Source organism: Microtetraspora sp. NBRC 13810, assembly GCF_030268685.1.
In the GTDB taxonomy this organism is placed as follows: Bacteria; Actinomycetota; Actinomycetes; order Streptosporangiales; family Streptosporangiaceae; genus BSRQ01.
Window position 1 is genome coordinate 1 of the sequence record NZ_BSRQ01000010.1, and the last position, 24,499, is coordinate 24,499.

The window sequence follows — 24,499 nt, forward strand, 5'->3', positions numbered from 1 at the left end:
GCACCGGACTCGGCCTGCCCATCGCCCGCCAGATCGCCGAGACCAGCGGCGGCACCCTCCGCATCGAGGACAGCCCCCGCGGCGCCCGCTTCGTCCTGCGCCTCCCCCGCCACCAGGACGCCCCCGCGCCAGCCATCCAGCACGGCGACCCGGTGACGTGAGCACCGGTCCGTCAAGGCGGGACCAGGGGATCCGCCGGATCCGGCCTAATCTCCCGGCCACGCCTTGACGAGGAGAACCAGCGTTCCCTAGCCTTGATCACAAGGGAGAACGATAGTTCTCTCGGCTGTGGGCCACCTGAGGAGGAACAGCATGAGCAAGCGCCCCCCGCTGCCGCCTTTCGACCGTGAGGCCGCGCTGCGGAAGGTCCAGGCCGCCGAGGACGCGTGGAACACCCGCGATCCGCACAAGGTCTCGCTCGCCTACACTCCGGACTCGGCCTGGCGCAACCGCGACACCTTCGTCACCGGGCGCGAGGCCATCGTCGAGTTCCTCACCCAGAAATGGGAGCGCGAGCTCGACTACGCGCTGCGCAAGGAACTGTGGTCCTTCGACGGCAACCGCATCGCCGTGCGCTTCCAGTACGAGTGCCACGACGCCGACGGGCGGTTCTGGCGGAGCTACGGCAACGAGCTCTGGGAGTTCGACGACGACGGGCTGATGGCCCGCCGGGAGGCGAGCATCAACGACGTCCCCATCGCGGAACAGGACCGGCGCATCCACGGCCCGCGTCCGGAGAGCGAGCACGGCGTCCCCTTCCCGCTCCAGTAGGCAGGTCCCGGCCGGTCACCGCACCGGCGCAGGCGTGAAGGCGTCCACGCAGGTAAGAAGCCGGTTATGACCAGAGTCATCGCGTTCGACGTCAACGAGAGCCTGCTCGACCTCGCCGCGCTCGACGAAGCCTTCGACGCGCTGCTGGGCTCGGCCGCCCTCCGTGACGAGTGGTTCAGGCAGATGCTTCAGATCACCTTCGTGGGCGGTCTGACCGGGGAATACGTGGACTACAGCACCGCGCAGCACGCCGCGCTGCTGATGCTCGCCGAACGGCACGGCCGTACCGTCTCACCGGCCGACGCGGCCGCGATCGTCGAGCGGATGAGCTCGCTGCCGGCTCATCCGGAGGTGCCGGGCGCGCTGCGGCGGCTGCGCACCACCTCCCTCAAGACGGCGGCGCTGACGAACTCCGTCGGACCGGTCGCCGAGGCGCAGCTCGCCAACAGCGGCCTGCGCGGCTACTTCGACGCCGTCATCTCGGCCGACAGCGTGAAACGGCTCAAACCGCTGCCCGATCCCTACCTGGCCGCCGCGAAGACGTTCGGGGTGGACGTCTCGGAGGTGCGCCTGGTGGCCGCGCACTGGTGGGACGTGGGCGGCGCGATGGCCGCGGGCTGCCGGGCGGCCTTCATCGCGCGTCCCGGCATGGTCCTCAGCCCGATCGGCCGGCGGCCGGACATCGTGGGCGCCGACCTGTCCGCCGTCGTCGATCAGATCATGGTCGTCGACACCGTCTGAGCCCTCCCGCCGAACGCCGCTCACGGCATCCTCCCCTCGGCCCGCCCGGCTTCCGGCCCAGCTGCCGGGAGACGGCGGCCGGGCAGGCGCTCGGCGCGCCCGCCCGGCCCCACGCGCGGAAGTCCGGCACTGGAGGAGCCGGCGTCCGGGGGTCACCCGGTCGTCGCCCCCCGCACCGCTAGCGGTGATGGTGGTGAGGGTAGTGATGGTGGTGAGGATGCCAGTGGCCGTAATGGCCCGGGTGCCAGTAGGTTCCGGCGAAAGGGTTGCCGTGGCAGTGGTAGCCGAAGGGCGTGTAGTGACAGGGGTAGCCCGGGGAGACGGAAGCGACCTTCCGGTCGACGGCGTCCGCCGCGGCGGCCTGAGCCGACATCGCCAAGGGGGCGAGGAGGCCGAGCCCCACCAGAGAGGCGGCGGCGAGGGCATGCTTCAGCACGAGACATCACTCCTTGTCCAACGGTCGAGCCCGGCATAATGCACGGACTTACGGGCGTAGAATTCGATCCACGGAAAATATTGCGAATCGACGTCTACGCCCAGAGACGCTAGTCCAGAGCGATCTGGGCGGTCGCCCCGTGAAAGCCAAACACGGGTCCGCGATCGCCAAGCATTTCGGTGGCCGGCGATTGTTACTTTCCGGCATATAAGGGCGTCGAGCAGGCGGCGGATATCGGCCGCCTTTTGCCCCAGAATCGCGGCCGGGATGGCGTGTGCGGGCCGCGGGTTGACCCTCCGATTGTTCACCGGCGCCAGGCGAACGGCCGCAGACGGGCGGGGGCGGGCGGACGGGCGAGCGGCGGTGTCCGCCCGCGGCCGGATGTGCATTCCGGCCGCGGGCGGTCGTTCACTCCGGCCGCGTGTCGTTCACTCCGGCGGCGTGTCGTTCACTCCGGCGGCGTGTCGCTCACTCCGCCATCGGGATCACGACGCCGCGCTCGGCCGCGACCTCGGCCGCCCGGTCGTACCCCGCGTCGACATGCCTGATCACGCCCATGCCCGGGTCGTTGGTCAGGACGCGTTCGAGCTTCTGCGCCGCCAGGTCCGTGCCGTCGGCGACGGCCACCTGACCGGCGTGGATGGAGCGGCCGATGCCGACGCCGCCGCCGTGGTGGATCGACACCCAGGACGCGCCCGAGGCGACGTTGACCATCGCGTTCAGCAGTGGCCAGTCGGCGATGGCGTCGGATCCGTCGAGCATCCCCTCGGTCTCCCGGTACGGCGACGCCACCGATCCGCAGTCCAGATGGTCACGGCCGATGGCCAGCGGGGCGCGCAGCTCACCCGAGGCGACCATGTCGTTGAACCGCAGCCCGGCCTTGTCGCGCTCGCCGTACCCGAGCCAGCAGATCCGCGCGGGCAGTCCCTGGAAGGCGACCCGCTCCCCGGCCAGCCTGATCCACCGGGCGAGCGACTCGTTCTCGGGGAACAGGTCGAGGATCGCCCGGTCGGTGGCGGCGATGTCGGCGGGGTCGCCGGACAGCGCGGCCCACCGGAACGGGCCCCTGCCCTCGCTGAACAGCGGCCGGATATAGGCGGGCACGAAGCCGGGGAAGTCGAACGCGCGGCCGTACCCGGCGAGCCTGGCCTCGCCGCGGATCGAGTTGCCGTAGTCGAAGACCTCGGCGCCCGCGTCCATGAAGCCGACCATCGCCTCGACGTGCCTGGCCATCGACTCGCGGGCCCGGAGGGTGAACCCGGCCGGGTCCTTGGCCGCCTCGTCCCGCATGTCGCCGAACGCCATGCCGAGGGGCAGGTACGCCAGCGGGTCGTGCGCCGACGTCTGGTCGGTGACGATGTCGATCGGCGCGTTCATGGCGAGGAGTTCGGGCAGGACCTCGGCGGCGTTGCCGAGGAGCCCGATGGACAGCGGCCGGCGGGCGTCGCGGGCTTCGACGGCGAGCCGCAGCGCGTCGTCCAGGTTCGCGGCCTCGACGTCGAGGTAGCGGTGCTCGATCCGGCGGGCGATCCGGGACGGGTCGCACTCGACGCAGATGGCGACGCCGTCGTTCATGGTGACGGCCAGCGGCTGCGCGCCGCCCATGCCGCCCAGCCCGGCGGTCAGCGTGATCGTCCCGGCCAGGGTGCCGCCGAACCGCTTGGCGGCGACGGCGGAGAACGTCTCGTAGGTGCCCTGGAGGATGCCCTGGGTGCCGATGTAGATCCACGACCCGGCCGTCATCTGGCCGTACATCGTGAGCCCCGCCGCCTCCAGCCTGCGGAACTCCTCCCAGTTGGCCCAGTCGGGCACCAGGTTGGAGTTGGCGATCAGCACCCTCGGCGCCCACTCGTGGGTCCGCATCACCCCGACCGGCCGCCCGGACTGCACGAGCAGCGTCTCATCCTGCTTCAGGCCCTGCAGCGTACGCGCGATCGCGTGGAAGGAGGGCCAGTCCCTGGCCGCCTTGCCCGACCCGCCGTACACGACGAGCTGCTCCGGGTGCTCGGCCACCTCCGGGTCCAGGTTGTTGTGCAGCATCCGGAAGGCGGCTTCCTGCTGCCACCCCTGGCAGGACAGCTCCGTGCCCCGGGGGGACCGTACAGTCCGGCGGGTGTCGTCAGTCATCGGTGGTCGTCTCCTAACCGGGCGGATGAGCCCGTGCTGTTCGAGTTCGGCGGGGTCAGGCGAGGCGGGCGCCGGCGGCCCGCGCGGCGGCGAGGACGGCTCCGGTGCGCACGGCGGCCACCACGGTCTCGATCTCCGGCGCCAGGTACCGGTCCGGGCCGGGCCCCTGGACGCCCTGCGCCCGGATCGAGTCGCGCACGGCGGCGGTGGCGGGCGCCGGCCGGAGCGGGGCCCGCAGGTCCAGGGCCCGGGCCGCGGTGAGGATCTCGATGGCGAGCACCCTGGTCAGGCCGTCGATCGAGCGCCGGAGTTTGCGCGCCGCGGCCCAGCCCATCGACACGTGGTCCTCCTGCATCGCCGAGGACGGGATGGAGTCGGCGCTGGCGGGCACGGCGAGCCGCTTCATCTCGCTGACGATGCCCGCCGCGGTGTACTGGGCGATCATGTGCCCGGAGTCCACTCCGGGGTCGTCGGCCAGGAACGCCGTCAGCCCGTGGTTGCGGGCCACGTCGAGGAACCGGTCGGTGCGCCGCTCGCTCATGGCGGCGACGTCCGCGGCGGCGATGGCCAGGAAGTCCAGGACGTAGCCGACCGGCGCCCCGTGGAAGTTGCCGTTCGACTCCACCCGCCCGTCCGGGGTCACCACCGGGTTGTCGATGGCCGCGGCCAGCTCGCGGCCGGCCACCAGGGCGGCGTGCGCGACGGTGTCGCGGGCGGCGCCGTGCACCTGCGGCGCGCAGCGCAGCGAGTAGGCGTCCTGGACCCGGGTGCAGTCCGGGCCGCGGTGGCTGTCCATGACGTCGCTGCCGGCGAGCAGGGCGCGCAGGTTGGCGGCGGACTCGGCCTGGCCGGGGTGCGGGCGCAGGGCCTGGAGGTCCGCCGCGAAGACGGCGTCCGTGCCCAGCAGCGCCTCGACGCTCATCGCGGCCGCGACGTCGGCGGTGGCCAGCAGCAGGCGCAGATCCGCCAGGGCCAGCACGAGCATGCCGAGCATGCCGTCGGTGCCGTTGACCAGGGCGAGCCCTTCCTTCTCCGCGAGTTCGACCGGCTCGATCCCGTGCTCGCGCAGCGCCTCGGCGGCCGGCCGCCGCGTGCCCTCCGCGTCACGCACGTCGCCCTCCCCCATCAGCGCCAGGGCCACGTGGGACAGCGGCGCGAGGTCGCCGGAGCAGCCGAGCGAGCCGTACTCGTACACGACCGGGGTCAGCCCGGCGTCCAGCATCGCGGCGTAGGCGCGCGCCGTCTCCACGCGCACGCCCGTGCGGCCGGTGGCGAGCGTGGACAGCCGGAGCAGCATCAGCGCCCGGACGACCTCCCGCTCGACCTCCGCCCCGGTCCCCGCGGCGTGCGAGCGGATCAGGCTGCGCTGCAGCCGGGCCCGCATGTGCGCCGGGATGTGCTTGGTGGCCAGCGCTCCGAAGCCGGTGGACACCCCGTAGTGCGGCTGGTCGTCCTTGGCCAGAGCCTCGATGACCTCGCGGCCCTTGGCGACCTCGGCCAGCGCGTCGTCGGCGAGGCGTACACCGGCGCCGTGCCTGGCCACCTGGACGACGTCGTCCGGGTGCACGGGGCCGACCCCCACTTCGATCTGTTTCGCGTCGTTCACACTGCCCATCACACCGGGTGGAGGGGGCCGATTCTTAGACGTTGAGCCGTAACGGTGTCTGGGATCCCAGACGTTGTGCCTAAGCTGGGGCATGGCCAACGGCGTACCCGAAGGTCGCCGGCCGCACCGGGGGGTGCCGGCGGCCCGGCAGACGCTCGCGATCCTCCAGGCGATGGCCCGTCAGGCGGGGCCCGTCTCCGCGGCGGCGCTGGCGCGCGAGCTCGGCCTGCCCCGGTCCACGACCTACCACCTCCTGGCGGAGCTGACGGCCGCCGGGTTCGCCGTCCACCTGCCGGAGGAGCGCACGTACGGGCTGGGCGTCAGCGCGTTCGAGATCGGGACGGCGTACACCCGGCAGGCGCCGCTGGCCCGGCTGGCGAAGCCGGTGCTGCACCGGCTCGTCGAGGTGGTGGGCCACACGGCGCACCTGGCGGTGCTGCACGGCCGGGAGGTGCTCTACGTCGTGGAGGAGCGGGCGCCGAACCGCCCGCTGCTCGTCACCGACGTCGGCGTGCGGCTGCCCGCCCATCTGACGGCCAGCGGGCGCGCGATGCTGGCCGGTCTGCTCCCCGCCGAGGTCCGCGCGCTGTTCCCGGACGCCGGCGCCTTCGCCGAGCGGCACGGGACCGGCCCGCGCACCCTGTCCGCGCTGCGTGCGCTGCTCGCGGAGGTCGGCAGGCGGGGGTACGCCAGCGAGGACGGGGAGGTCACGCCGGGCTTCTCGTCCGTCGCGGCGGCGGTCCGCGACCACACCGGGCGGCCGGTCGCCGGGCTCGCGGTCACCTTCCCCAGCGGGCAACTGGACCTCGCGGCGCGGCCCGCGCTGGCGGCGCAGGTGACGAGGGCGACCCGCGAGCTGACCCGCCGCGTCGGCGGGCACCCCTGAGACGTGGGGGGCTTCCCCACTCCCTCCCTGTTGGCTACGCTCTGGATGCAATCGATGACTATCGGTATCCTTTGGAGGGCCATGTCGCAGCAGGGCGTCCTCAGGCTGATGATCGTGGGCGACTCGATCAGTCACGGCAGCAGCGGCGACTGGACCTGGCGGTACCGGCTCTGCCGGCACCTCCTCGCCCACGGGGTCGCGTTCGACCTCGTCGGCCCCCGCCGCGACCTGGACGCGATCACCACCGAGCCGACCGGCGACGGCGACCTGACCTACGCCGATCCCGCGTTCGACACCGACCACAACGCCCAGTGGGGGCGGCCCTACTGCCTGGAGATGAACGAGATCGAGGGCAAGGTCGCCCGCTACCGGCCGGATCACCTGCTGGTCCTGCTCGGCATCAACGACCTGTTCTGGTACGGCCTGAGCGCCGAGGAGAACGAGGCCAACCTGCGCGCCTTCGTCGCCGGCGCGCGCCGGGGCAACCCGGCGGCGCGGCTGCTGCTCGGCACCCTGCCGGACACCGCCAGGGCGCACGACGACCCGGTGTTCAACGCCCGGGTGTCGGAGTTCAACCGGCGGCTGATCCTGGCCGCGCACGAGCTGCACACCCGGCGCTCGCCGGTCGCCGTGGCGGCCACGCACGCCGAGTTCGTCGCCTCGGCGCACACCTGGGACGGCACCCATCCCAACGCCCAGGGCGAGCTGCGCATCGCCGCCGCCTTCGCCGACGCCCTCGCCGCGCACTTCCAGGTCGGCGCCCCCTATCCGCGCCCGTTCCCTCCGGTCGCCGAGGTCCCGCGGGAGGCCAAACGGCCGGCCACCTGACGGTCATGGCGCCGACTCCAGGGTGAGCAGGAGGCGCTTGGCGCCGGCGCCGCCGACGTAGCCCCCGGCGCCGCCGTCCGAGCGGACCACCCGGTGGCAGGGCACGACCACGGACAGCGGGTTGCGCGCGCACGCGGCCCTGACCGCCTGGGCCGGCGACACGTCGCCGAGCTCGCGGGCGAGGTCCCCGTAGGAGCGTGTCCCGCCGAAGGGGATCTTCTCCAGCAGCCGCCACACCTGCCGCTGGAAGTCCTCTCCGTCCGCGGCGAGGGGCAGCTCGAAGCGGGTGCGCTGCCCGGCGAAGTACTCCGCGAGCTGGCGGCGGACCTCGTCGAACCCCTCCTCGCCGCGTTCGCCCAGTTCCTCCCGTTTGAGGCCGCCGCGGTGCCGTTCGAAGTACAGCCCTTTCAGCGCGCCGTCCTCGGCGACCGCGGTCAGTTCGCCGAGCGGTGACGAGATCGTGGTGTGCGTCCTGCCCATGTCGCCTCATCCTTCCGAGGTGGTGGGACCGCCGGTGCGGCCCGCTCACACCCGGTAGACGTACGGCGGTCGCCGAACGTGAGATCCGTCCCCCGAAACTTTCGCGCCATGTCGTGAGGTCATGGACGGCGGGACCGGGCGGGCCGGAGCAGCAGGAGGGCCACGGCCGCCAGGAGGCCGCACCCGGCCTGGACGCACCACGCCCGGTGGTAGCCGGTGGCCGCCCCCGCCCCCGCCTCCGCGGTCAGCGCGACGAGGAGCGCGACGCCGACGGCTCCGCCGACCTGGCGGCTCATGGTGAGCACGGCGCTGCCGGTGGTGGCGCGGTCGGGGGACAGCCCGCCCGCGGCGGCGAACAGGGGCGCCTGGGAGAGGCCGCCGGAGATCCCCATGAGGATCAGGCCGGGGAACAGCGCGGTCCAGTAGGCGGGCCGGTCGTGCGCGGCGAGCAGCCAGTATCCGGCGGCGACGGCCATCGTGACGGTGCCCGCGACGGCGGGCAGGGTGGCGCCGAAGCGGCGCTGGATCGGGCCGGTGCCGACCGCGAAGACGATGGCGAAGATCGGCGCGGGGGCGAGTCCGAGGCCGGTTTCCAGCGGCGTGAAGTGCCACACCTCCTGCATGAACAGGGCGCTGCCGAGCAGGAAGATCCCGAAGCCGGTGAAAAAAAGGAACAGCGCCACGGTCGCGGCCGTGAACCGGCGGCTGCGGAACAGCGTCTTCTCGACGATCGGCGCGGGCGCCGTGCGGATCCGCCACACGGTCACCGCCGCGGCGGCGCAGCCCGCGGCGAACAGCGCGGCGGTGCGCCCGCCGGTCCAGCCCCAGTGCGGTCCCTGCACGATCGCGAGGATGACCAGGCCGACCGCGAGCAGGAAGGTGACAGCCGAGACCGGGTCGGGGAGCCCGCGGCCACGGGGTTCGCGCACCTCGGGGAGCAGCACGGCCCCGGCGATGATCGTCACGACGCCGATCGGCAGGTTGACCAGGAAGATCCACCGCCAGTCGATCGTGACGAGCAGCCCGCCGACCGGCGGGCCGGCCGACGCCGCCACGGCCGCCACGCCCGCCCACAGCCCGACGACGAGGGTGTGCTGCCGCCGGGGAAAGGACGGGTAGAGCAGTCCTAGCGAGGTGGGCACGATCATGGCCGCGCCGACCGCCTGGACGGCGCGCGCGGCGACCAGCACCCCCAGGCCGGGGGCGAACGACGCGAGGGCCGACGCGCAGGTGAACAGCGCGACACCGGCGAGCAGGACCTTCTTCCGGCCGCGCAGGTCGGCGATCCGCCCGGCCGGGACGAGCACGGCGGCGAAGACGACGGCGTACGCGTCGAGCACCCACGACAGCTCGGACACCGTCGAACCGGGGAACGTCTTCCCGATCCCGGCGAGCGCCACGTTGACGATGAAGAAGTCGAGCTGGGCCATGAACGACACCGCGCCGAGCACGCACATGACGCCCCACCGCCCGGGGTGTCCCGCGCCGTCCGCCGGGGCGCCGGGGCCGCGGCCTGTGACGACGGACGCTCCGGCGTCGCGTTCTTCCACGAAACCGCGCCCCCTTCGTGCCGCGCGCCGGTGTTCCGCGCGGCCGGCCTGTGGGGGTGAGTTTCCGGAAGTGCGATACCCGGGCGCCGGCATCGCCACACCGCCGGGGTACGTGGTTAGAGTCCGCGTAGCGTCTCCGCCGGGGTACGCGGGTGATGTCCACGTATTGTCTCCGCCCGGGACGCGGGTGATGTCCGCGTATTGTCCCCGCACGGGACGCGGGTGATGTCCGCGTAATTTCTCCGGCGGGGGTCAGTTTTTCTCGTAACGGAGGAGCCTGGCCTGCATTTCCGCGTACGGCGGCGCGGCGGGCACGGCGCGCCCGGCACGGGCGGCGTCCGCAGCCTCGACGGCGGCGCCGATCGCGGCGCGGTAGGGCAGTGACCCGGTGCTCACGCGGCGCACCCCGAGCCGCCCCAGTTCGGCCACCGGCAGGCCGGGGATCACCAGCACGTTCAGCGGGACCGGGATGCTCCCGGCCAGTTCGCGGAGCACGTCCGGTTCGGCCGCGCCGGGGACGAAGACGCCGTCGGCGCCCGCCTCGGCGTACCGGGCGGCGCGGGCGAGCGTCTCGGCGACGGTGGCCTCCTGGCCGAGCCAGTACGTGTCGACGCGGGCGTTGACGAACACGCCGGGGCAACGCTCCTTGATCGCGGCGACCTTCGCGGCGTGCGCCCGGGGCGGGACGAGCCGCCCGCCGGTGCTGTCCTCGATGTTGATCCCCGCCACGTCGAACGCGGCCAGCGCGGCGACGTAGCCGGCGACCCGGTCGGGCTCGTCGGCGTAACCGTCCTCGATGTCGACGCTGACGTGGCACGGCAGCCGGGACAGGCTCCTGGCGAGGAACAGGTTGGCGTCCCCGGTGGACCGGCCGCCGTCCGCACGGCCGAGGCCGGAGGCGACGCCGAAGCTGGTGGTGCCGATCGCCTCGAAGCCCGCGTCGAGGAAGGCCAGCGCCGAGGGCACGTCCCAGGCGTTCGGCAGGACCAGGGGCCGGTCGCCGTGGTGCAGGTCGCGGAAGGTCATGGTGCTCGGACTCCTGTCTGCGCGGTCTCACGGCAACGCTAGACCGGGGTCGTTTCGACGCGCCTCGAAGCGACTCGTGCCTCGGAGCGCCTCGGAGCGCCTCGGAGCGCCTCGGAGCGCCTCGGAGCGCCTCGGAGCGAGCGGCGGGTCCGCGGTCGCATGAGGCTCCCCTGCCCTGCGCTTTCCCTTCCGTCGCCCGACGCGGTGCGAGACTGGGATGAAACTCGCCCATCACGCGGCGGCGACGGGGGTGGTGTCCGTGGCGGACGAAACCGATGTCTTCGATGTGATCGTGATAGGCGCCGGGCCGGTCGGGGAGACCGTGGCCGCGCGTGTCGTACGCGGCGGCCTGACGGCCGCCGTCGTCGAGGAGCGCCTCGTGGGCGGCGAGTGCGCCTACTACGCGTGCATCCCGAGCAAGGCGCTGCTGCGGCCGATGGAGCTGGCCGCCGAGGTGGGCCGGTTGCCCGGGGTGGAGCTGCGCGGCCCGATCGACGCCGCCGCCGTACTCGCCCGCCGTGACGAGGCCGTGTCCCATCTGGACGACGACGGCGCGGTGGACTGGGTCGAGAAGCTGCCGGCGACGTTCATCCGCGGCCGGGGACGCCTGGCCGGTGCGCTGCGCGTGGAGGTGACCGCGCCGGACGGCGCCGTCCGGCCGCTGCGGGCCCGGCACGCCGTCGCGGTCGCCACCGGCAGCGACCCCGCGATCCCGGGCGTGCCCGGGATGCTGGAGGCGCGCCCGTGGACGAACCGCGACGCGACCGCGGTCCGGCAGGTGCCCAAACGGCTGGTGGTGATCGGCGGCGGCCCGGTCGCCTGCGAGATGTCCCAGGCACTCCACTCCCTCGGCGCGCACGAGACGACCCTGCTCGTGCGCGGTGACCGGCTGCTCACCCGGACCGAGCCGTTCGCCGGCGAACTGCTCGCCGCGTCGTTCCGGAAGTCGGGCATCGACCTGCGTTTCGGCCGCTCGCTCTCCCGTGTCGAGCGGCCGGAACCCGGCGGCCCGGTCACTGTGCACACCGAGGACGGCTCGGTGGTGGAGGCCGACGAGATCCTCGTCGGCACCGGCCGCCGGGCCGCCGTGGGCGACCTCGGGCTGGAGACCGCCGGCCTGGAGCCGCACGGCCCGCTGGAGGTGGACGCGAGCATGCGGGTGACCGGCGTCCCCGGCGGCTGGCTGTACGCCGTCGGCGACGTCAACGGGCTCAACCTGCTCACCCACATGGGCAAGTACCAGGCCCGGGTGTGCGGCGACGTGATCGCCGCCCGCGCCGGCGGCCTGCCCGACGACCTGCCGGCGCTCCGCGACATCGCCGACGGCCTGGGCGCCCCGCAGGTCGTGTTCACCGATCCGCAGGTCGGCGCGGCCGGGCTCACCGAGGCCCAGGCCCGCGCCCGCGGCTTCCCGGTGCGCACCGTGGAGTACGACCTGGGCGCGGTGGCCGGGGCCTACCTCCAGGCGGACGGCTACACCGGCCGGGCGAAGGCGGTCGTCGACGAGGACCGCCGGGTGCTCCTCGGCGTCACCTTCGCCGGCCCCGCGGTGGTCGACCACCTGCACGCGGCCGCCATCGCGGTGACCGCCGAGATCCCCCTCGACCGGCTCTGGCACGCCGTTCCCGCGTTCCCGACCGTGAGCGAGTTCTGGCTCCACCTGCTGGAGGAGTACGGCCTCTGATCTGACGGCCCCTGATCTGACGGACCCTGTGACCGGCCTCGGCCGGTGGATCGGAGCGCGCGGCCGGTGGTCGGGTAGCGCGCGGGGGCCGAGCCCGGCGAGCGGCCCCGGTTCCGCGCGGGTTCGGTGACCCGGCCCGACCGGGGTCCTGGACACGGGTCAGGCTGGGTTATTTGTATGGTTTTCGTATGAAAAAGGGGGAAAAGAGGGATCGAGCGGACGTGGCGGCCGAGGCGTGGATGGCCGCGCTCGCGATGTTCGCCGACGCGCAGCCTGCCGGGTTCCACCGGATGGGGGCGCACGGCACGTCGGTGCTCGTCACCGGCGCGCCGATGTCGCTGCTGAACGGCGTCTTCAGCGTCGCGCGGGAGGCCGACGCCGACGAGGTGGCGTGCTTCGCCGCAGCCCCGGGGCTGGCTGCGGTGACGTGGAGCGTCCAGGTGCGCGGTGAGCACGTGGGCCACCGGATCGCGGACACGGCCGCCCGTCACGGGCTGGACCGGCGGATGACGCTGCCCTTCATGATCAAGAAGCTCACGGAGGAGGACGCGGGGGCCACCGGGACAAGCGAGCCGCGGGTCCGCCGCGTCGCCGGGGCCGAGGGCGACACGTACCGTGAGACGATGGCCGCCGGATACGAGGGACCTGCGGAGATCTTCACGGCCTTCACCCTTCCCGCCGTCATGGACCACGTCTCCATGAGCGCGTACCTCGCCGAGGCGGCCGGCGTGCCGGTGGCGACCTCTTTCGGCGTGCTGGTGAACGACCTGGTCGGCGTGTTCAACCTCGCGGTCCCCCCGCCGCACCGGCGGCGCGGCTACGGCCGGGCGGCGACGGCGGCGGTCCTGCGCGACGCGTACGAGGCGGGCGCCCGCACCGCCTTCCTGCACGCCAGCCCGATGGGCGTCCCCCTTTACCTGGACATGGGATTCCGGACGGCGGAGAACTGGACCATATTCACCTCGTGATCGGGTAAAAGAATTCCCTGGCATATGGAGATTTCTGTCACCGGACGGTCCCCGGCTTGCAAACGTTTGAGCCGGTGACTAACGTTCAGCACATTCCCCATGCCCCGATCCCCTATAAGGCCGCCCAAGAAGCGTACGGCCCGGGGGCGTGTTCCAGAGACACGACCACTTGATCCGCGACACCGCGGTACCGGGGTGAATCAGCACGGTCGCACCGACGATGTGCGCGTGTGTTTCCCTACTTGGCCGCCGGCCCGTCCGGGAGGTGGCAGGCAAGCAAGGAACCGATCCATATGCCCGTTCCCCCGCAACTGAAATTCCCCCGCATCTCCCGGTGGCTTCCCCCGCGCCCCGAACTGCCGCCGCTGCGCGTCAGCGCACGGCTGCGCGAACTGATCGCGGCCCTGGCGCTCCTCGCCGCCGGCCTCACCGGCGTGGTGGTGACGACGCCCGCGCAGGCCGAGGCCGTTCCCGTCCAGGCCGTCGAGGCTCGGGGAGCGGTGCTCACCTACGGCCAGGACGTGTCCTCCTACCAGCCGCAGTACGACTGGGCCGCGAGCCCGGCGAAGTTCGGCATCGTCAAGGCGACCGAGGGGCTGACCATCGACGACAGCGCCTTCGCCCGGCACTGGAAGGCGCTGGCCGAGAAGGGCATCGTGCGCGGCGCCTACCACTTCGGCCATCCGCGCAACGACCCCGTAGCCGAGGCCGACCACTTCCTCTCGGTGGTCGACGGGCAGCCCGTCAAGCGCGGCGACCTGCTCGTCCTCGACCTGGAGACCACCGACGGCAGGTCCGTCGCCGAGGTCAACCAGTGGGCCAGGATCTGGCTCGCCCACGTGCGGGAGAGGACCGGCACCACGCCGCTCTTCTACAGCAACTGGAGCTTCGCCGACACCTACGGCAAGGGCCTCGAACGCTATCCGCTGTGGGTCGCCAACTACAGCGCGAAGGGCACCGTCTCCGCGCCCGCCGACTGGAAGCGGTGGACCATCCTGCAGTACTCGGAGACCCCGGTGGACCAGAACATCTCCGTGCTGTCCCCGGCGCAGCTACGCCACCTGGGCCGGCCGAGCGCCGACACCTGACCCACACCTCCCGAGCCGACCCGGCACCGAGCACCACCACACCGCCCGAGCCGACCTGGGTGCGACACCCGATCCACACCGTGCACCGCCGGACGCCGGCGGCCATATGACGAACATATGATGAAAAGGGCCGAACCCATCGGGCCGGCCCTTTTCTTCGGTCATTCCTCTGGTTTCGAGTCCGGGAATGCGTCGTGATAAAGGTCGTAGACTTCCGAGTCGATCGACCCGCGCGCGCTGACCTCGATGTCGTTGTCTTTGGCCCAGGCGCGCACGTCGGTGTTGGTGTGCCCGTTGGCCAGCCTGCTCGTGGCGTCGCTCCGCTTTCGTGCCCGGCCGGCCTGTTTGACCTCGGTGGCGTGCTCGATATAGTCGGCAAGGCCGTCGAGGAGCTCACGAAGGCGCTTGTCATTGTCGTCGCTCAGATCGATGCTGAACGTGCGGTCCACGACCGAGAACTCACGCCGGACGACATCCGCCCCTTCGGACCCGTCAAGGTCGTCTACCCGTATAACCTTCTCGGCCATTTCTCCCACCCCTGTGGCTTTCGCGTACGAGGGAAAGCTTAGCAGCGCCGGACGACAGTCTCGGCCTTCCCGCACCGGGCCCGTACCATCCGCTGCCGCCAGACTACCGCCCGTTTTCAGGGCAGGTCGTGAAAGAAGTCCCCACCGAATCCGGAGACGAAGAATTCGCTCTGGTTCTGACCGGCGGCGACCAGTAATGACACTCCCACGCCGAAACGAATGGCGGGCCGACGCAGCGTGACGACATTCTTGTCGTCGACCCCCCGGGAATGGTCGCCGCGAATGCGCATTTCCCGAACGGCCAGGATCCTGGTGGGGCCGTCGTAGACGTCCACCTGGAGCAGTGAGCTGGTGTTGCGCGCGTGGAAGAGGAACAGCACCTTGTCCAGGACGGCCCGCGCGTTCGCGGTGATGACGGGGGTGGGGATCGGCAGATGGATCCATTCGCCGGTGTTCGCCGGAATCGTGAAAGTGGCACCGAATCCTTGACGCAACACCCGGGTGGCGGGGTTCTCCGGCACCGCGGTGAATCCGTGAGCCCATGACGCGTGCAGTTTCGCGGCCACTGTCATACTCCTCGCCCGGGTGACACAGCGCATTTTTTATTGACAAGTATCCAGAATTCTAGGCAGGGCCCCGGCGGATGGGAACCCCGTCCGACTCGGCGGGCGCCGGACGGGCGGGGCCTGCGCCGAAGGCGTCCGCGCAGAGCTGGGCGAACCACCGCACTCCCGGCAGCAGGAGCAGCCAGCCGGCCAGCGCCCAGCCCAGGTGGAGGTGCTGCGCCGCGTGGGCGAAGGCCGCCACGCCGTGGGCGCGCAGCCCGTCGGCGCGCTCGTAGGTCATCCGGCGCAGCCCGGCCGGATGCCGCTCGGCGGGCAGGATCCGCAGCGACACCGGCCGCCCGCGGGTGATCCAGCCGCCCACCTCGGCGCACCGCGCGCAGGAGGCGGCGACGTGCAGGTCGGCGTGCGGCAGGCCGGGGTACGGCCGCGCGCGGGGCAGCCAGGGGCGCACCCGGTCCCGGTAGTCCGCCCAGTCCGCGCCGAACCGGCCGGCGAGGTGCCCGCCCTCGTGCCAGGCGGCCAGCCCCGCCCCGTAGGCGAACGAGAGCCCCGCGGCGGCGGCGAACCGGAGGTCCGCCACCGCCAGCACCAGGTAAGCGCCCGTCACGGCCGCCTGCATCGGATTGCGGACGTAGGCGTACGGCCCGCCGGTGACGAGGCGTTTCGGCGGGTCGTACGGCACCGGTGTGCCACCCGCGACGGCGAACTCGCGTACGGCGGCGAGCCCGAGGAGCAGCGGCACGGCGAGCGCCTGCGCCAGCAGGCCGATCGCCCACCCGGGCTGCCGCCAGGCCCCGGTGAGCGCGAGGGGGACGCCGAGCGCGAGCCCGCCCGCGAGGATCACCTGGAACGTCACCCGCCAGGGCAGCCGGCGGTCCGCGGCGGTCCACCGGGCCAGCAGCAGGCCGGGCAGCAGGCAGCACGCGATCGCGATGGCCTCGCCGTACAGCCATCCCGCGCCCAGTGTCACGACCGGACCGGCCAGTGGCATCAGGGCCAGGTCCAGCCAGCCGAAGGCGGCGAGCACGAGCGGCAGCGGGAGCGTGCGCAGGACGTGCGCGGGCAGCGCGCCCCACAGCAGCGCCCAGCCGAGGAGCAGGTCGGCGGGCACGCCCGCGACGAGGGCGCCCTCGGCGGCGAACGTCCACCAGCCCGCGTGCGCCGCGACGACGTTGGCCACCGCCAGGGTGAGCAGGTTCCACGCGGTGGCGAGGATCATCGCGGCGAGGTCTCGCGAACCCGGCCGCCGTACGGCCACGGCGATCCAGACGGCCGCCACCGGCGCGAAGAGCGCGACACCGCGGATCAGGGCCGGGTCGTTCACGGGACGAACGTCCTGCCGAGGTAGCCGGCCGCCTCGGCCGCCGCGTAGCGCTGGAGCGGGCCGAAGTACCACCCCGGGTCGAACGTACGGCGGTAGCCGAGGGTGACCTCCAGCCTGCCGCCGCGCCAGTCGAACACCGCCTGACGCAGGTCGAGCCAGCGGGCGAGGGTGGTGTCCTCGACGACCGCGAAGACGACCCGGCCGGGCGAGCGCTCGCTCACCCGCAGCGTCATGGACCGGGGTTCCAGCGGGGCTCCGATGCCGAGCGAACGACGCGGCGTGAAGGTGATCGTGCGGGTGTCGCCGAGGTCCAGCCCGGTGCCCTCGGAGCGCAGCGGCAGGGGGAAGCCGAGCCGCAGGAACGCCGAGTCGAAGGGCCCGAACCGGGGTTCGGCGGCCAGCGCGCGCTCGACATCCGCCGCCGATCCGATCGCCCGGCTGACGGTCACCTCGTTGTCCCTGGGCAGCGAGGCCACCGTCCCCTCCAGGGCGGCGGCGACGATGAGCGGCGCGACCAGCAGGCTGATCTGCCCCTTGCCTCCCGGACCGCTTCCGCGGCGCCTGTCGTGGTCGATGAACACCCCGACGAACGCGCCGACCAGGTAGAACAGCGGCGCGGCCATCACCAGGCAGACGATCCCCTCGCCGAGCAGCGGGCCGGCGAGTGCCAGGGCCACCGTCATGGACGCCATGATCATCCCGGTGGTGCCGCGGGGCCGGACGGTGAGGGCGACGGTGACGGCGATCACGGCCGGCAGGCCGACGTAGAACAGCGCCGTCTGTTCCAGGTGGCCCTCGTGCAGCACCCGGTAGAGCAGCATCGCGGCGAACAGCGCCGCCAGTACTCCGGCCAGCGTCCATCGTGCCTCGCGCTGCGGTCCCCGTTCAGGTTCCACATCCACCGCCTTAACCAGAAGATTTAATCAAGTGATTAAACCGTATGATGAGCGGATGGGAGACTGTCAAGCGGGGGTGCGGTGACCGAGAAGCAGCAGTCCGGAGCGGAGACCCGCGACCGGCTGATCGACGCCGCCGCCGAGACCGTGCGGAGCCAGGGGTACGCGGGCACCAGCGCGCGGGCCATCGCCAAGGCGGCCGGGGTGAATTCGGCGCTGGTCTTCTACCATTTCGGTGGGGTCGACCCGCTGCTGCTGGCCGCGCTGGACCGGTCCTCCGAGCAGCGCATGGCGGCCTACCGGCAGGCCGTGCAGAAGGCCGGGAACCTGGAGGAGCTCGTCGAGACGGCCAGCGCGATCTACCGGGCCGACCTCGAAGGCGGGCACATCACGCTCTTCTCCGAGCTGGTCGGCGCGAGCATCGCCCGGCCCGAGCTCCGCTCGGAGATCACCTCCCGGGCCGAGCCGTGGATCGAGTTCATCGAGCAGGCCCTGGACCGGGTGATCGGCGGATCGCCGCTGGCCAGGCTGCTGCCGCCGCGCGATCTCGCCTACGCGGCGATCACGTTCTACCTCGGTGTCAACCTGTTCACCCACCTCGACGCCGACCGTACACGCACCCAGGCCCTCTTCGACCTGGCCGAACGGGTCGCGCCCCGGGCGAGACTGCTCACCATGCGCGTCCCGGGCCGCCGCAGACCGCCACGGGAAGGCGACCGCCCCGACGGCACCGCCCCGGCCCGTTAGCGCCCGGCACCGCCCCGCCGCCCGGGACGAGCCCCCGCCTGTGGCCGCCGTTGTGCCGGCGGCGGCCGAGGCGCCGCCGGTGGAGGAGGATGCCGGTCGCGGCGGGTGCGGTGGTGAGGCGGCGGACGGTGGTGTTCACCCGGATGCCCGGTTCATGAGCAGATCACGGTCGATCGGTGATCAACTCCCTGGGACCGGGAAGCCGCCGCTCACAGACTTGAAACCATGAAACGAAACGCCGTGATCGGCGCCACCACCCTTGCCCTGCTGGCTGTCACGCCGGCCGTACCGGCCCAGGCCGACACCCCGGTCTGGGGCCGCTGCGCCGCCGTGACCGGGCTCGACCCCCGGCAGGAGTGCACGACCCTCCAGGTGCCGCTCGACTACCGTGCGCCCGGCAAGGAGACCGTCACGCTGGCCGTCTCCCGGATCCGCACAGCCGTGCCGGGGCTGCGCAGGGGGGTGCTGCTGTTCATTCCGGGCGGGCCGGGCAGTCCCGGCCTGTCCCGTCCGAGCACGCTGGCGCGCTCCATGCCCAAGGAGGTGCTCGACCGTTATGACCTGGTCAGCTTCGACCCGCGTGGGGTCGGCGCCAGTACGCTCGCGTCCTGCGACCTCGCCCACGCCGACCTGGACCCCACCCTGCTCAAGCCCTGGCCGGACGCGGACGGCGGCATCGCGCGCAACACCGCCTGGTCCCGCAGGCTCGCCGCCGCCTGCGCGCGCAACGGCGGCCCGGTGGTGCGCAGCATCAGCACCCGCACCGCGGCCAGGGACATCGAACGCATCCGGCGCGCCCTCGGCGAGCAGCGGCTGTCCTACTGGGGCGTCTCCTACGGTACGTACGCCGGCGCCGCCTACGCCACGATGTTCCCCGGCAACACCGATCGGGTGATCCTGGACAGCAACGACGATCCCAACCCGGACAAGGTGGCCCGCGGCTGGCTGGCCAACTACGCGATCGGCGTGGAGGACCGGTTCCCCGACTTCGCCGCCTGGGCGGCCGATCGCGACGAGGAGTACGGCCTGGGCGGCACGCCGGCCGCGGTCCGCCGTACCACGCTGGAACTCGCGGCCCGCCTGGACCGCAAGCCTCTCCCCTGGCCCGGCGCCAACCCGCCCGAGCTGAACGGCAACGTCCTGCGCGACACGATGCTGAACGCGTTCTACGCCGACTCGCGCTTCCCCGCCCTGGCCGGGCTGATGAAGACGGCGGCGGCCTCGGGCCCGCTCCCCACGGCCGTCGCCCCGCCGGAGGCCCAGATGCAGAACACCGCCGCCACCGCCGGCGCGACCATGTGCAACGACGTGGAGTGGCCGGACTCGACCCGGCTGCACGAGCGGCTGGTCACCCAGGACAGGAAGGCCCACCCGCTGACCGCCGGCATGCCGGTCAACCTGGGCCCCTGCGCGTACTGGCCGTGGCGGCCCGCCGAGCCGCCGGTGCGCATCACCGCCAAGGGCCCGTCCAACGTGCTCCTGGTGCAGAACCTGCGCGACCCCTCCACGCCGTACGCCGGCGCGCTGAAGATGCGCGAGGCGTTCGGCGACCGGGCGCGGATGGTCGCCGTCGACGCGGGCGGGCACGGCTCCTACCTCGCCAACGGGAACGCGTGCGGCGACCGGGCCGTCACCGACTTCCTGGTCACCGGCACCCGCCCGGCCCGCGACACGCTCTGCCGCGCCGCGTCGCCGACCCGGTGACGCGCCCGCCCGCTACACCGCGGGCGGCCCTTCCCCGTCCGGCCGCGCGGCGGGGTCGTAGGAGTGGACGGTGGTGAGCTCGGCCAGCCCGGAGACCGTCAGGACGGGCGTGAGGAGCGGGGGGGCGATGAGCTGGATGCGCTCGGCGTGCTCGAAGAGCGTGGTCAGGCCGGCGCTGTCGAGGTAGTCGACCGCGGTGAGGTCCACGAGCAGCGGGGTCTGGCCCGTGGCGGCCCGGGTGAGGGCCTCCGCCAGGGCGGCGGCGTTGCTCATGTCGATCTCACCGGTGGCGGTCAGGACCACGGTGCCGTCCGGACGCCGGGAGGTGGCGAGGGTGAGAGGTGTGGTCATCAGCTGATCCTCGTGTGCATCTCAACGGTCGTGCCGGCCGGGCCGGGCTTGATGGTCACCTGGTGCATCATGGCGTGCATGAGGGTTATCCCCCGGCCGCGGTGCGGCGAAGGGGAACCGGGAACCTTCCAGTAGCCGGTGTCGGTCACCGTCACCCGCAGGTCGCTCACCGTGGCGGCGGCGTACAGGCGGACGGTGTGCCCGGGGGTGTGCCGGTGTCCGTGCTCGATGGCGTTGGCGCATGCCTCCCCCGCGGCGACCAGGACCTTCTGGATCTGCGAGGGGTGGAGGTCGCAGCGGGTCAGCCACGCGCGCAGCGCGGACCGCACCGGGGCGAGCTGGGCGGACATCGCGGGGAAGTGCACCTCCAGCGGCGCCGGATGCCGGTAAACGAGCAGGGCGACATCGTCGTCGTAGCCCTCCGCGGGCGAGAGATCCGTCATGAGCCGCGTCGCCAGCTCGTCCACCGGAAGACTCTGCCCGGCCCGGACAGCCGCGCCGGCCCGGCCGATCCCCGCGTCCAGCGAGTGGCGGCGGCGCTCCACCAGGCCGTCGGTGTACAGCATCAGGGTGGCCCGGGCGGGCACGGTGCAGCTCGCCTCCGGCCGGGGATGACCCGGGCGGACCGCCAGCGGAATGGAACCGGCCTCCGCCAGGAGCCGGATGGTGCCGTCCGGATAGGCGAGGATGCCCGGCGGATGACCGGCGCTGGAGTAGGTGAAGTCACCGGTCTCCGGGTCGAGGACGCCGACGAAGACGGTGGTGCACCTGGCGCCGGGGATCAGCGCGGCGAAGCGGTCCAGCGCGGCGATCGTCGGAGCGGGCCGGGTGTCCTGGAGGAGCAGGGCGCGGCAGGCGCTGCGCAACTGGCCCATGATGGTGGCGGCCTGCAGGCCACGGCCGACGCAGTCGCCGACGACGATGCCGATCCGGCCGCCGGGAAGCTGGACGGTGTCGTACCAGTCGCCGCCGATCTCCAGCGGGCGGGTGGCCGGCTCGTAGCGGACGGCGAAGCCGGCGGGCAGCCGGGAGGGGCCGAGGATGGCGCGCTGGAGGGCCAGGGCGGTCTCGCGCTGCTGGTCGATCTGGTGCGCCCGGTGCAGGGCCTGCCCGAGGTAGCCCGCCAGCAGTGCCAGCAGGGTCTGGTCCTCGGTGCTGAAGGGCCGGTTCTCGCCCAGGTCGATCCATACGGCGAGGAGCCCGTCGGGATGCTCCAGCGTGATCCCGGCGCACGCCGTCTCGCCGACGACCGGGGTCAGCAGGGGACGCTCGCGCAGGGCGCCGATCGACTCCCGCTCCTCCGGCGGCAGTTCGGCCCATCCGCCTGCCGCCTCGGTGGACACCAGCACCGGCTCCCCCGCCTCGGGGAAGGTGACCGCCATGACCCGGCGGGCGTACCACACGTCCCGGAACTCCTCCAGGGCTCCCAGGAGGGCGTCGGGCAGGCTCTCCGCCTCCGACAGGCGGACGCTCACTGCCGCCATGGCCGTCTCCCGCTGCACGGCGTAGTGCTCGGCGGTGACGTCGCGGAAGGTGCCGACGGTCACCCGTCGGCCGGTGTCGGGGTCCTCGACCGGGTTGAAGGTGGCCGCCACCCACAGCCGGTGCCCGTCGCGGTGGGTGACCGGGCTGATGTGGCTCCCCCGCCGCTCCCCCACGACCAGGTCGAACGCCTCCCTGGCCAGCCGGTGCGCCTCGGCGTCGGAGGTCTCGCTCGGCCACCACGGGTGGTGCGGCGTGTACGGCAGGCCCTCGGGACCGTAGCCGAGGATGTCGGTGAACGCCTTGTTGATCTCCACGATGGCGCCGTCCTCGTCGCTGACGAAGAACGCCTCCTGCACGGAGTCGATCAACGCGGTGCGCCACCTGGCGTGGTGGTCGCGCAGCCGGGTCATCTCCACGTTGGCCCGCACCCGGGCGAGGAGTTCGGCGGCGGAGAACGGCTTGACCAGGTAGTCGTCGGCCCCGGCGCCCAGCCCCTCGATCGACGCCTCCTGCCCGGCGCGGGCGGACAGCAGCAGCACGGGGACGCTCGCCGTACGGGTGTCGGCGCGCAGGGCGGCAACCAGTTGCAGGCCGTCCAGGCGGGGCATCATCACGTCGCTGACCACCAGGTCGGGGGCGTCGGCGCGGATCGTCTCCAGGGCGGCGCGGCCGTCGGTGACCGCGTCCACCTGGTATCCGGCGGCCCGGAGCAGCCGGGTGAGATATTGCCGCATGTCCGCGTTGTCGTCGGCGATGAGCACCCGGGCCGGGGTCGCGCCGGCCCGGCCCGGCCGGAACTCCGCGCCGCCGAGTGAGGGCTCGACGCCGGTGTCCGCCGGTGGGCCGGCGCCGTCGTGCGGCAGCCAGCGCAACGCCTCCTGCACGAAGGGCTCGGCGGCGCCGGAGACCCCGTCCCGGCCGCCGGGCGAGATCACGCTCCCGGCGTCGGAGACTCCGTCCTGACCGCCGGGCGGGACCACGCTCCCGGCGGCGAGGTGCCCGGCGCCGGACGGCAGGCGGATGGTGAAGGCGGTGCCGCCGTGCTCGCGGCTGTCCGCGGTGATGGTGCCGCCGTGCAGGCCCACCAGCTCCCTGACCAGCGCCAGGCCGATGCCGCTGCCCTCGTTGGACCGGGAACGGGCGTTCTCGATCCGGTGGAACCGCTCGAACAGCCGCGGCATCTCCTGCTCCGGCACGCCGACGCCGGTGTCGGCGACGGTGAGCACCGCCTGCCCGTCCTCGTGCCGCAACGCCACCCCGATGGAACCCTCGAAGGTGAACTTCAACGCGTTGCTCAGCAGGTTGAGGATGACCTTCTCCCACATCTCGCGGTCCACGTGCACCGGGCCGGGCAGCGGCGGGCAGTCCACCTCGAAGGCCAGGCCGGCCTTCTCCACGGCGGACCGGAAGACGCTGGCGAGATCGACGGTGACGGCGGCGAGGTCCACCGGCTCGAAGCGGGCCCGCATCCGGCCGGCCTCGATGCGGGAGAAGTCCAGCAGGGTGTTGACGAGCTTGCCGAGCCTGAGCCCGTTGCGGTGGATGAACTCCAGCTCCTCCCTGACCCCCTCGTCACCGTCGGCGAACCGGGCGCGCAGCTCCTGCAGCGGCCCCATGATCAGGGTCAGCGGGGTGCGGAACTCGTGGCTGATGTTGGAGAAGAAGGTGGTCTTGGCCCGGTCCAGCTCGGCCAGCTCCTCCGCGCGCCTGAGCTGTGCCTGGGAGGCGATCGCGGCGTTGACCAGCGCGGCGGTCTGCCGTGCCACCAGGGCGAGGAACGACGTGTACGCCTCGTCCAGCGCCCGGCCGGCCCGCGCCGCGAGCACGATCGTGCCGATGGTCTGCCCGCCGGTCTCGCCGGCCAGCGGGAGCACCACCGCCTGGGTCGGCGGGGCCTGCCATCCTCCGGCGGGCAGCGGGGGGAAGCGCCCGGCCAGGTCGGTCACGGTCACCGGGGCGCCGGTGCGCAGCACCTCCCGCACCGGCCAGCCGCCGGGCCCCTGCGCGAGCGTGGCCGGATCGGCGCCCGCCGGGCTGAGCGCGGCGGGGGCCAGCTCGTCGGTCCCCGGGCGGCGCAGGTAGATCGCGGCGAACGGCACGTCCTCCGCGGCCCGGCCGAGCGCCTGGGCCACCAGGCCGCACGCCTCGGTGACGGTGCGGGCGTGGCCGGCCAGCGCCCCCATGTCCTGGAGCACCGCGAGGCGCCGCTCCCCGATGACCCGCTCGGTGGTGTCGCTCACCGCGGTGAACACGCCGCGCACCACGCCCTCGTCGTCGTGCAGCGGGCTGTAGGAGTAGGTCCAGTACGTCTCCTCCAGGTAGCCGTGCCGTACCAGCGGGAGCAGCAGGTCCTCCGACCAGGTGGCCTCGCCGGTGGTCATCACCGAGTGCAGCATCGGCCCGATGATGTGCCAGATCTCGCCCCACACCTGGTCGCCCGGCTTGGCCAGCGCCGGGTGGTTGGTGCCGAGCAGCGGCAGGTAGGCGTCGTTGTAGAGGAAGCGGAGCTCCTTCTCCCACCACACGATCATGGGGAAGCGGGAGGTGAGGCAGATCCGCACGGCGGTGCGCAGGCTGGACGGCCACGCCCCCGGCTCCCCCATGGACGTCTCGGCCCACGGGTGCGCCCGCATCCGCACGGCCATCTCGCCGGCGCCGGGAAACACCAGGTCCACCGGATCCGCATCGCTCACCACGTCACCTCTCCC

The 24,499-nt window shown here is 72.9% G+C and carries 22 protein-coding genes; 10 read left to right on the forward strand and 12 right to left on the reverse strand.

Features of this window, described 5'->3' with window-relative positions; translation table 11 throughout:
• Positions 1–14: 14 nt before the first annotated feature.
• The 3 genes from QSK26_RS41845 (at position 15) to QSK26_RS20735 (ending at position 1,512) form a co-directional block, all read left to right on the forward strand.
• Complete coding sequence (locus QSK26_RS41845; RefSeq protein ID WP_502888731.1) at positions 15–161, forward strand: hypothetical protein; 147 nt, start codon at positions 15–17, stop codon at positions 159–161.
• Between the two features lie 151 nt (positions 162–312).
• Positions 313–771: a nuclear transport factor 2 family protein gene (locus QSK26_RS20730; RefSeq protein ID WP_285776853.1), complete on the forward strand. Its 459-nt coding sequence runs from the start codon at positions 313–315 to the stop codon at positions 769–771.
• Between the two features lie 66 nt (positions 772–837).
• On the forward strand, positions 838–1,512 hold the full coding sequence (locus QSK26_RS20735; protein ID WP_285776854.1) for a haloacid dehalogenase type II: 675 nt from the start codon (positions 838–840) through the stop codon (positions 1,510–1,512).
• Between the two features lie 178 nt (positions 1,513–1,690).
• Here the strand turns inward: QSK26_RS20735 and QSK26_RS20740 are convergent, their stop codons facing one another.
• From QSK26_RS20740 to hutH, 3 genes are all read right to left on the reverse strand, one after another.
• Positions 1,691–1,948, reverse strand: a complete 258-nt coding sequence (locus QSK26_RS20740) for a hypothetical protein (protein ID WP_285776855.1) — start codon at positions 1,946–1,948, stop codon at positions 1,691–1,693.
• Positions 1,949–2,416: 468 nt separating this feature from the next.
• Positions 2,417–4,075 (reverse strand): urocanate hydratase, encoded by a 1,659-nt coding sequence (gene hutU, locus QSK26_RS20745; protein ID WP_285776856.1) that lies wholly within the window; start codon positions 4,073–4,075, stop codon positions 2,417–2,419.
• Positions 4,076–4,130: 55 nt separating this feature from the next.
• Complete coding sequence (gene hutH, locus QSK26_RS20750) at positions 4,131–5,690, reverse strand: histidine ammonia-lyase (protein WP_285776857.1); 1,560 nt, start codon at positions 5,688–5,690, stop codon at positions 4,131–4,133.
• An 82-nt stretch (positions 5,691–5,772) separates the two neighbouring features.
• Between hutH and QSK26_RS20755 the strand changes: the two genes are divergently transcribed.
• Positions 5,773–6,567, forward strand: a complete 795-nt coding sequence (locus tag QSK26_RS20755) for an IclR family transcriptional regulator (RefSeq protein WP_285776858.1) — start codon at positions 5,773–5,775, stop codon at positions 6,565–6,567.
• Between the two features lie 81 nt (positions 6,568–6,648).
• Positions 6,649–7,395 (forward strand): GDSL-type esterase/lipase family protein, encoded by a 747-nt coding sequence (locus tag QSK26_RS20760; protein ID WP_285776859.1) that lies wholly within the window; start codon positions 6,649–6,651, stop codon positions 7,393–7,395.
• Between the two features lie 3 nt (positions 7,396–7,398).
• Here QSK26_RS20760 and QSK26_RS20765 read toward each other — a convergent pair whose 3' ends face one another.
• The 3 genes from QSK26_RS20765 to QSK26_RS20775 all read right to left on the reverse strand — a co-directional run bounded on the left by QSK26_RS20765 (position 7,399) and on the right by QSK26_RS20775 (position 10,451).
• Positions 7,399–7,875 (reverse strand): methylated-DNA--[protein]-cysteine S-methyltransferase, encoded by a 477-nt coding sequence (locus tag QSK26_RS20765; RefSeq protein ID WP_285776860.1) that lies wholly within the window; start codon positions 7,873–7,875, stop codon positions 7,399–7,401.
• Between the two features lie 119 nt (positions 7,876–7,994).
• On the reverse strand, positions 7,995–9,425 hold the full coding sequence (locus tag QSK26_RS20770) for an MFS transporter (RefSeq protein ID WP_285776861.1): 1,431 nt from the start codon (positions 9,423–9,425) through the stop codon (positions 7,995–7,997).
• Between the two features lie 252 nt (positions 9,426–9,677).
• A complete protein-coding gene (locus tag QSK26_RS20775) occupies positions 9,678–10,451 on the reverse strand; it encodes an isocitrate lyase/PEP mutase family protein (RefSeq protein ID WP_285776862.1) in 774 nt (257 codons plus the stop codon).
• A 259-nt stretch (positions 10,452–10,710) separates the two neighbouring features.
• Here QSK26_RS20775 and QSK26_RS20780 point away from each other — a divergent pair, with 259 nt between their 5' ends.
• The 3 genes from QSK26_RS20780 to QSK26_RS20790 all read left to right on the forward strand — a co-directional run bounded on the left by QSK26_RS20780 (position 10,711) and on the right by QSK26_RS20790 (position 14,191).
• Positions 10,711–12,135: a dihydrolipoyl dehydrogenase family protein gene (locus tag QSK26_RS20780; RefSeq protein WP_285776863.1), complete on the forward strand. Its 1,425-nt coding sequence runs from the start codon at positions 10,711–10,713 to the stop codon at positions 12,133–12,135.
• 188 nt (positions 12,136–12,323) lie between these two features.
• The gene (locus tag QSK26_RS20785) at positions 12,324–13,103 is read left to right on the forward strand and encodes a GNAT family N-acetyltransferase (RefSeq protein ID WP_285776864.1); all 780 of its coding nucleotides are present in this window, start codon (positions 12,324–12,326) and stop codon (positions 13,101–13,103) included.
• Positions 13,104–13,396: 293 nt separating this feature from the next.
• Positions 13,397–14,191, forward strand: coding sequence for a glycoside hydrolase family 25 protein (locus QSK26_RS20790; protein ID WP_285776865.1), 795 nt, complete (start codon positions 13,397–13,399; stop codon positions 14,189–14,191).
• Between the two features lie 161 nt (positions 14,192–14,352).
• On the opposite strand, the gene QSK26_RS20795 is transcribed toward QSK26_RS20790, so the two are convergent.
• The 4 genes from QSK26_RS20795 to QSK26_RS20810 form a co-directional block, all read right to left on the reverse strand.
• On the reverse strand, positions 14,353–14,718 hold the full coding sequence (locus QSK26_RS20795) for a histone-like nucleoid-structuring protein Lsr2 (protein ID WP_285776866.1): 366 nt from the start codon (positions 14,716–14,718) through the stop codon (positions 14,353–14,355).
• A gap of 116 nt (positions 14,719–14,834) precedes the next feature.
• Positions 14,835–15,284 carry a DUF6623 family protein gene (locus tag QSK26_RS20800; protein WP_285776867.1) on the reverse strand — a complete coding sequence of 150 codons (450 nt, stop codon included), beginning with the start codon at positions 15,282–15,284 and terminating at the stop codon, positions 14,835–14,837.
• Between the two features lie 58 nt (positions 15,285–15,342).
• The gene (locus QSK26_RS20805; protein WP_285776868.1) at positions 15,343–16,608 is read right to left on the reverse strand and encodes a methyltransferase family protein; all 1,266 of its coding nucleotides are present in this window, start codon (positions 16,606–16,608) and stop codon (positions 15,343–15,345) included.
• Positions 16,605–17,504, reverse strand: coding sequence for a hypothetical protein (locus tag QSK26_RS20810; RefSeq protein WP_285776869.1), 900 nt, complete (start codon positions 17,502–17,504; stop codon positions 16,605–16,607). Before QSK26_RS20810 ends, QSK26_RS20805 begins: the two co-directional genes overlap by 4 nt.
• Before the next feature lie 81 nt (positions 17,505–17,585).
• On the opposite strand from QSK26_RS20810, the gene QSK26_RS20815 reads away from it, so the two are divergent.
• The gene (locus tag QSK26_RS20815) at positions 17,586–18,251 is read left to right on the forward strand and encodes a TetR/AcrR family transcriptional regulator (protein WP_285776870.1); all 666 of its coding nucleotides are present in this window, start codon (positions 17,586–17,588) and stop codon (positions 18,249–18,251) included.
• 225 nt (positions 18,252–18,476) lie between these two features.
• A complete protein-coding gene (locus QSK26_RS20820; RefSeq protein ID WP_285776871.1) occupies positions 18,477–19,955 on the forward strand; it encodes an alpha/beta hydrolase in 1,479 nt (492 codons plus the stop codon).
• Between the two features lie 12 nt (positions 19,956–19,967).
• Here QSK26_RS20820 and QSK26_RS20825 read toward each other — a convergent pair whose 3' ends face one another.
• Together QSK26_RS20825 and QSK26_RS20830 are read right to left on the reverse strand one after the other, a co-directional pair.
• Positions 19,968–20,306 carry an STAS domain-containing protein gene (locus QSK26_RS20825; protein WP_285776872.1) on the reverse strand — a complete coding sequence of 113 codons (339 nt, stop codon included), beginning with the start codon at positions 20,304–20,306 and terminating at the stop codon, positions 19,968–19,970.
• On the reverse strand, positions 20,306–24,484 hold the full coding sequence (locus tag QSK26_RS20830; RefSeq protein WP_285776873.1) for a SpoIIE family protein phosphatase: 4,179 nt from the start codon (positions 24,482–24,484) through the stop codon (positions 20,306–20,308). The genes QSK26_RS20825 and QSK26_RS20830 overlap by 1 nt, the downstream gene beginning before the upstream one ends.
• Positions 24,485–24,499: the final 15 nt, after the last annotated feature.

What these genes read in the sequence shown, in the direction of transcription:
- QSK26_RS20730 (WP_285776853.1), top strand. Translation starts at nt 313, where the DNA reads ATGAGCAAGCGCCCCCCGCTGCCGCCTTTCGACCGTGAGGCCGCGCTG.
- QSK26_RS20735 (WP_285776854.1), top strand. Translation starts at nt 838, where the DNA reads ATGACCAGAGTCATCGCGTTCGACGTCAACGAGAGCCTGCTCGACCTC.
- hutU (WP_285776856.1), bottom strand. Translation starts at nt 4,075, where the DNA reads ATGACTGACGACACCCGCCGGACTGTACGGTCCCCCCGGGGCACGGAG.
- hutH (WP_285776857.1), bottom strand. Translation starts at nt 5,690, where the DNA reads ATGGGCAGTGTGAACGACGCGAAACAGATCGAAGTGGGGGTCGGCCCC.
- QSK26_RS20755 (WP_285776858.1), top strand. Translation starts at nt 5,773, where the DNA reads ATGGCCAACGGCGTACCCGAAGGTCGCCGGCCGCACCGGGGGGTGCCG.
- QSK26_RS20760 (WP_285776859.1), top strand. Translation starts at nt 6,649, where the DNA reads ATGTCGCAGCAGGGCGTCCTCAGGCTGATGATCGTGGGCGACTCGATC.
- QSK26_RS20765 (WP_285776860.1), bottom strand. Translation starts at nt 7,875, where the DNA reads ATGGGCAGGACGCACACCACGATCTCGTCACCGCTCGGCGAACTGACC.
- QSK26_RS20775 (WP_285776862.1), bottom strand. Translation starts at nt 10,451, where the DNA reads ATGACCTTCCGCGACCTGCACCACGGCGACCGGCCCCTGGTCCTGCCG.
- QSK26_RS20785 (WP_285776864.1), top strand. Translation starts at nt 12,324, where the DNA reads ATGAAAAAGGGGGAAAAGAGGGATCGAGCGGACGTGGCGGCCGAGGCG.
- QSK26_RS20790 (WP_285776865.1), top strand. Translation starts at nt 13,397, where the DNA reads ATGCCCGTTCCCCCGCAACTGAAATTCCCCCGCATCTCCCGGTGGCTT.
- QSK26_RS20795 (WP_285776866.1), bottom strand. Translation starts at nt 14,718, where the DNA reads ATGGCCGAGAAGGTTATACGGGTAGACGACCTTGACGGGTCCGAAGGG.
- QSK26_RS20820 (WP_285776871.1), top strand. Translation starts at nt 18,477, where the DNA reads ATGAAACGAAACGCCGTGATCGGCGCCACCACCCTTGCCCTGCTGGCT.
- QSK26_RS20825 (WP_285776872.1), bottom strand. Translation starts at nt 20,306, where the DNA reads ATGACCACACCTCTCACCCTCGCCACCTCCCGGCGTCCGGACGGCACC.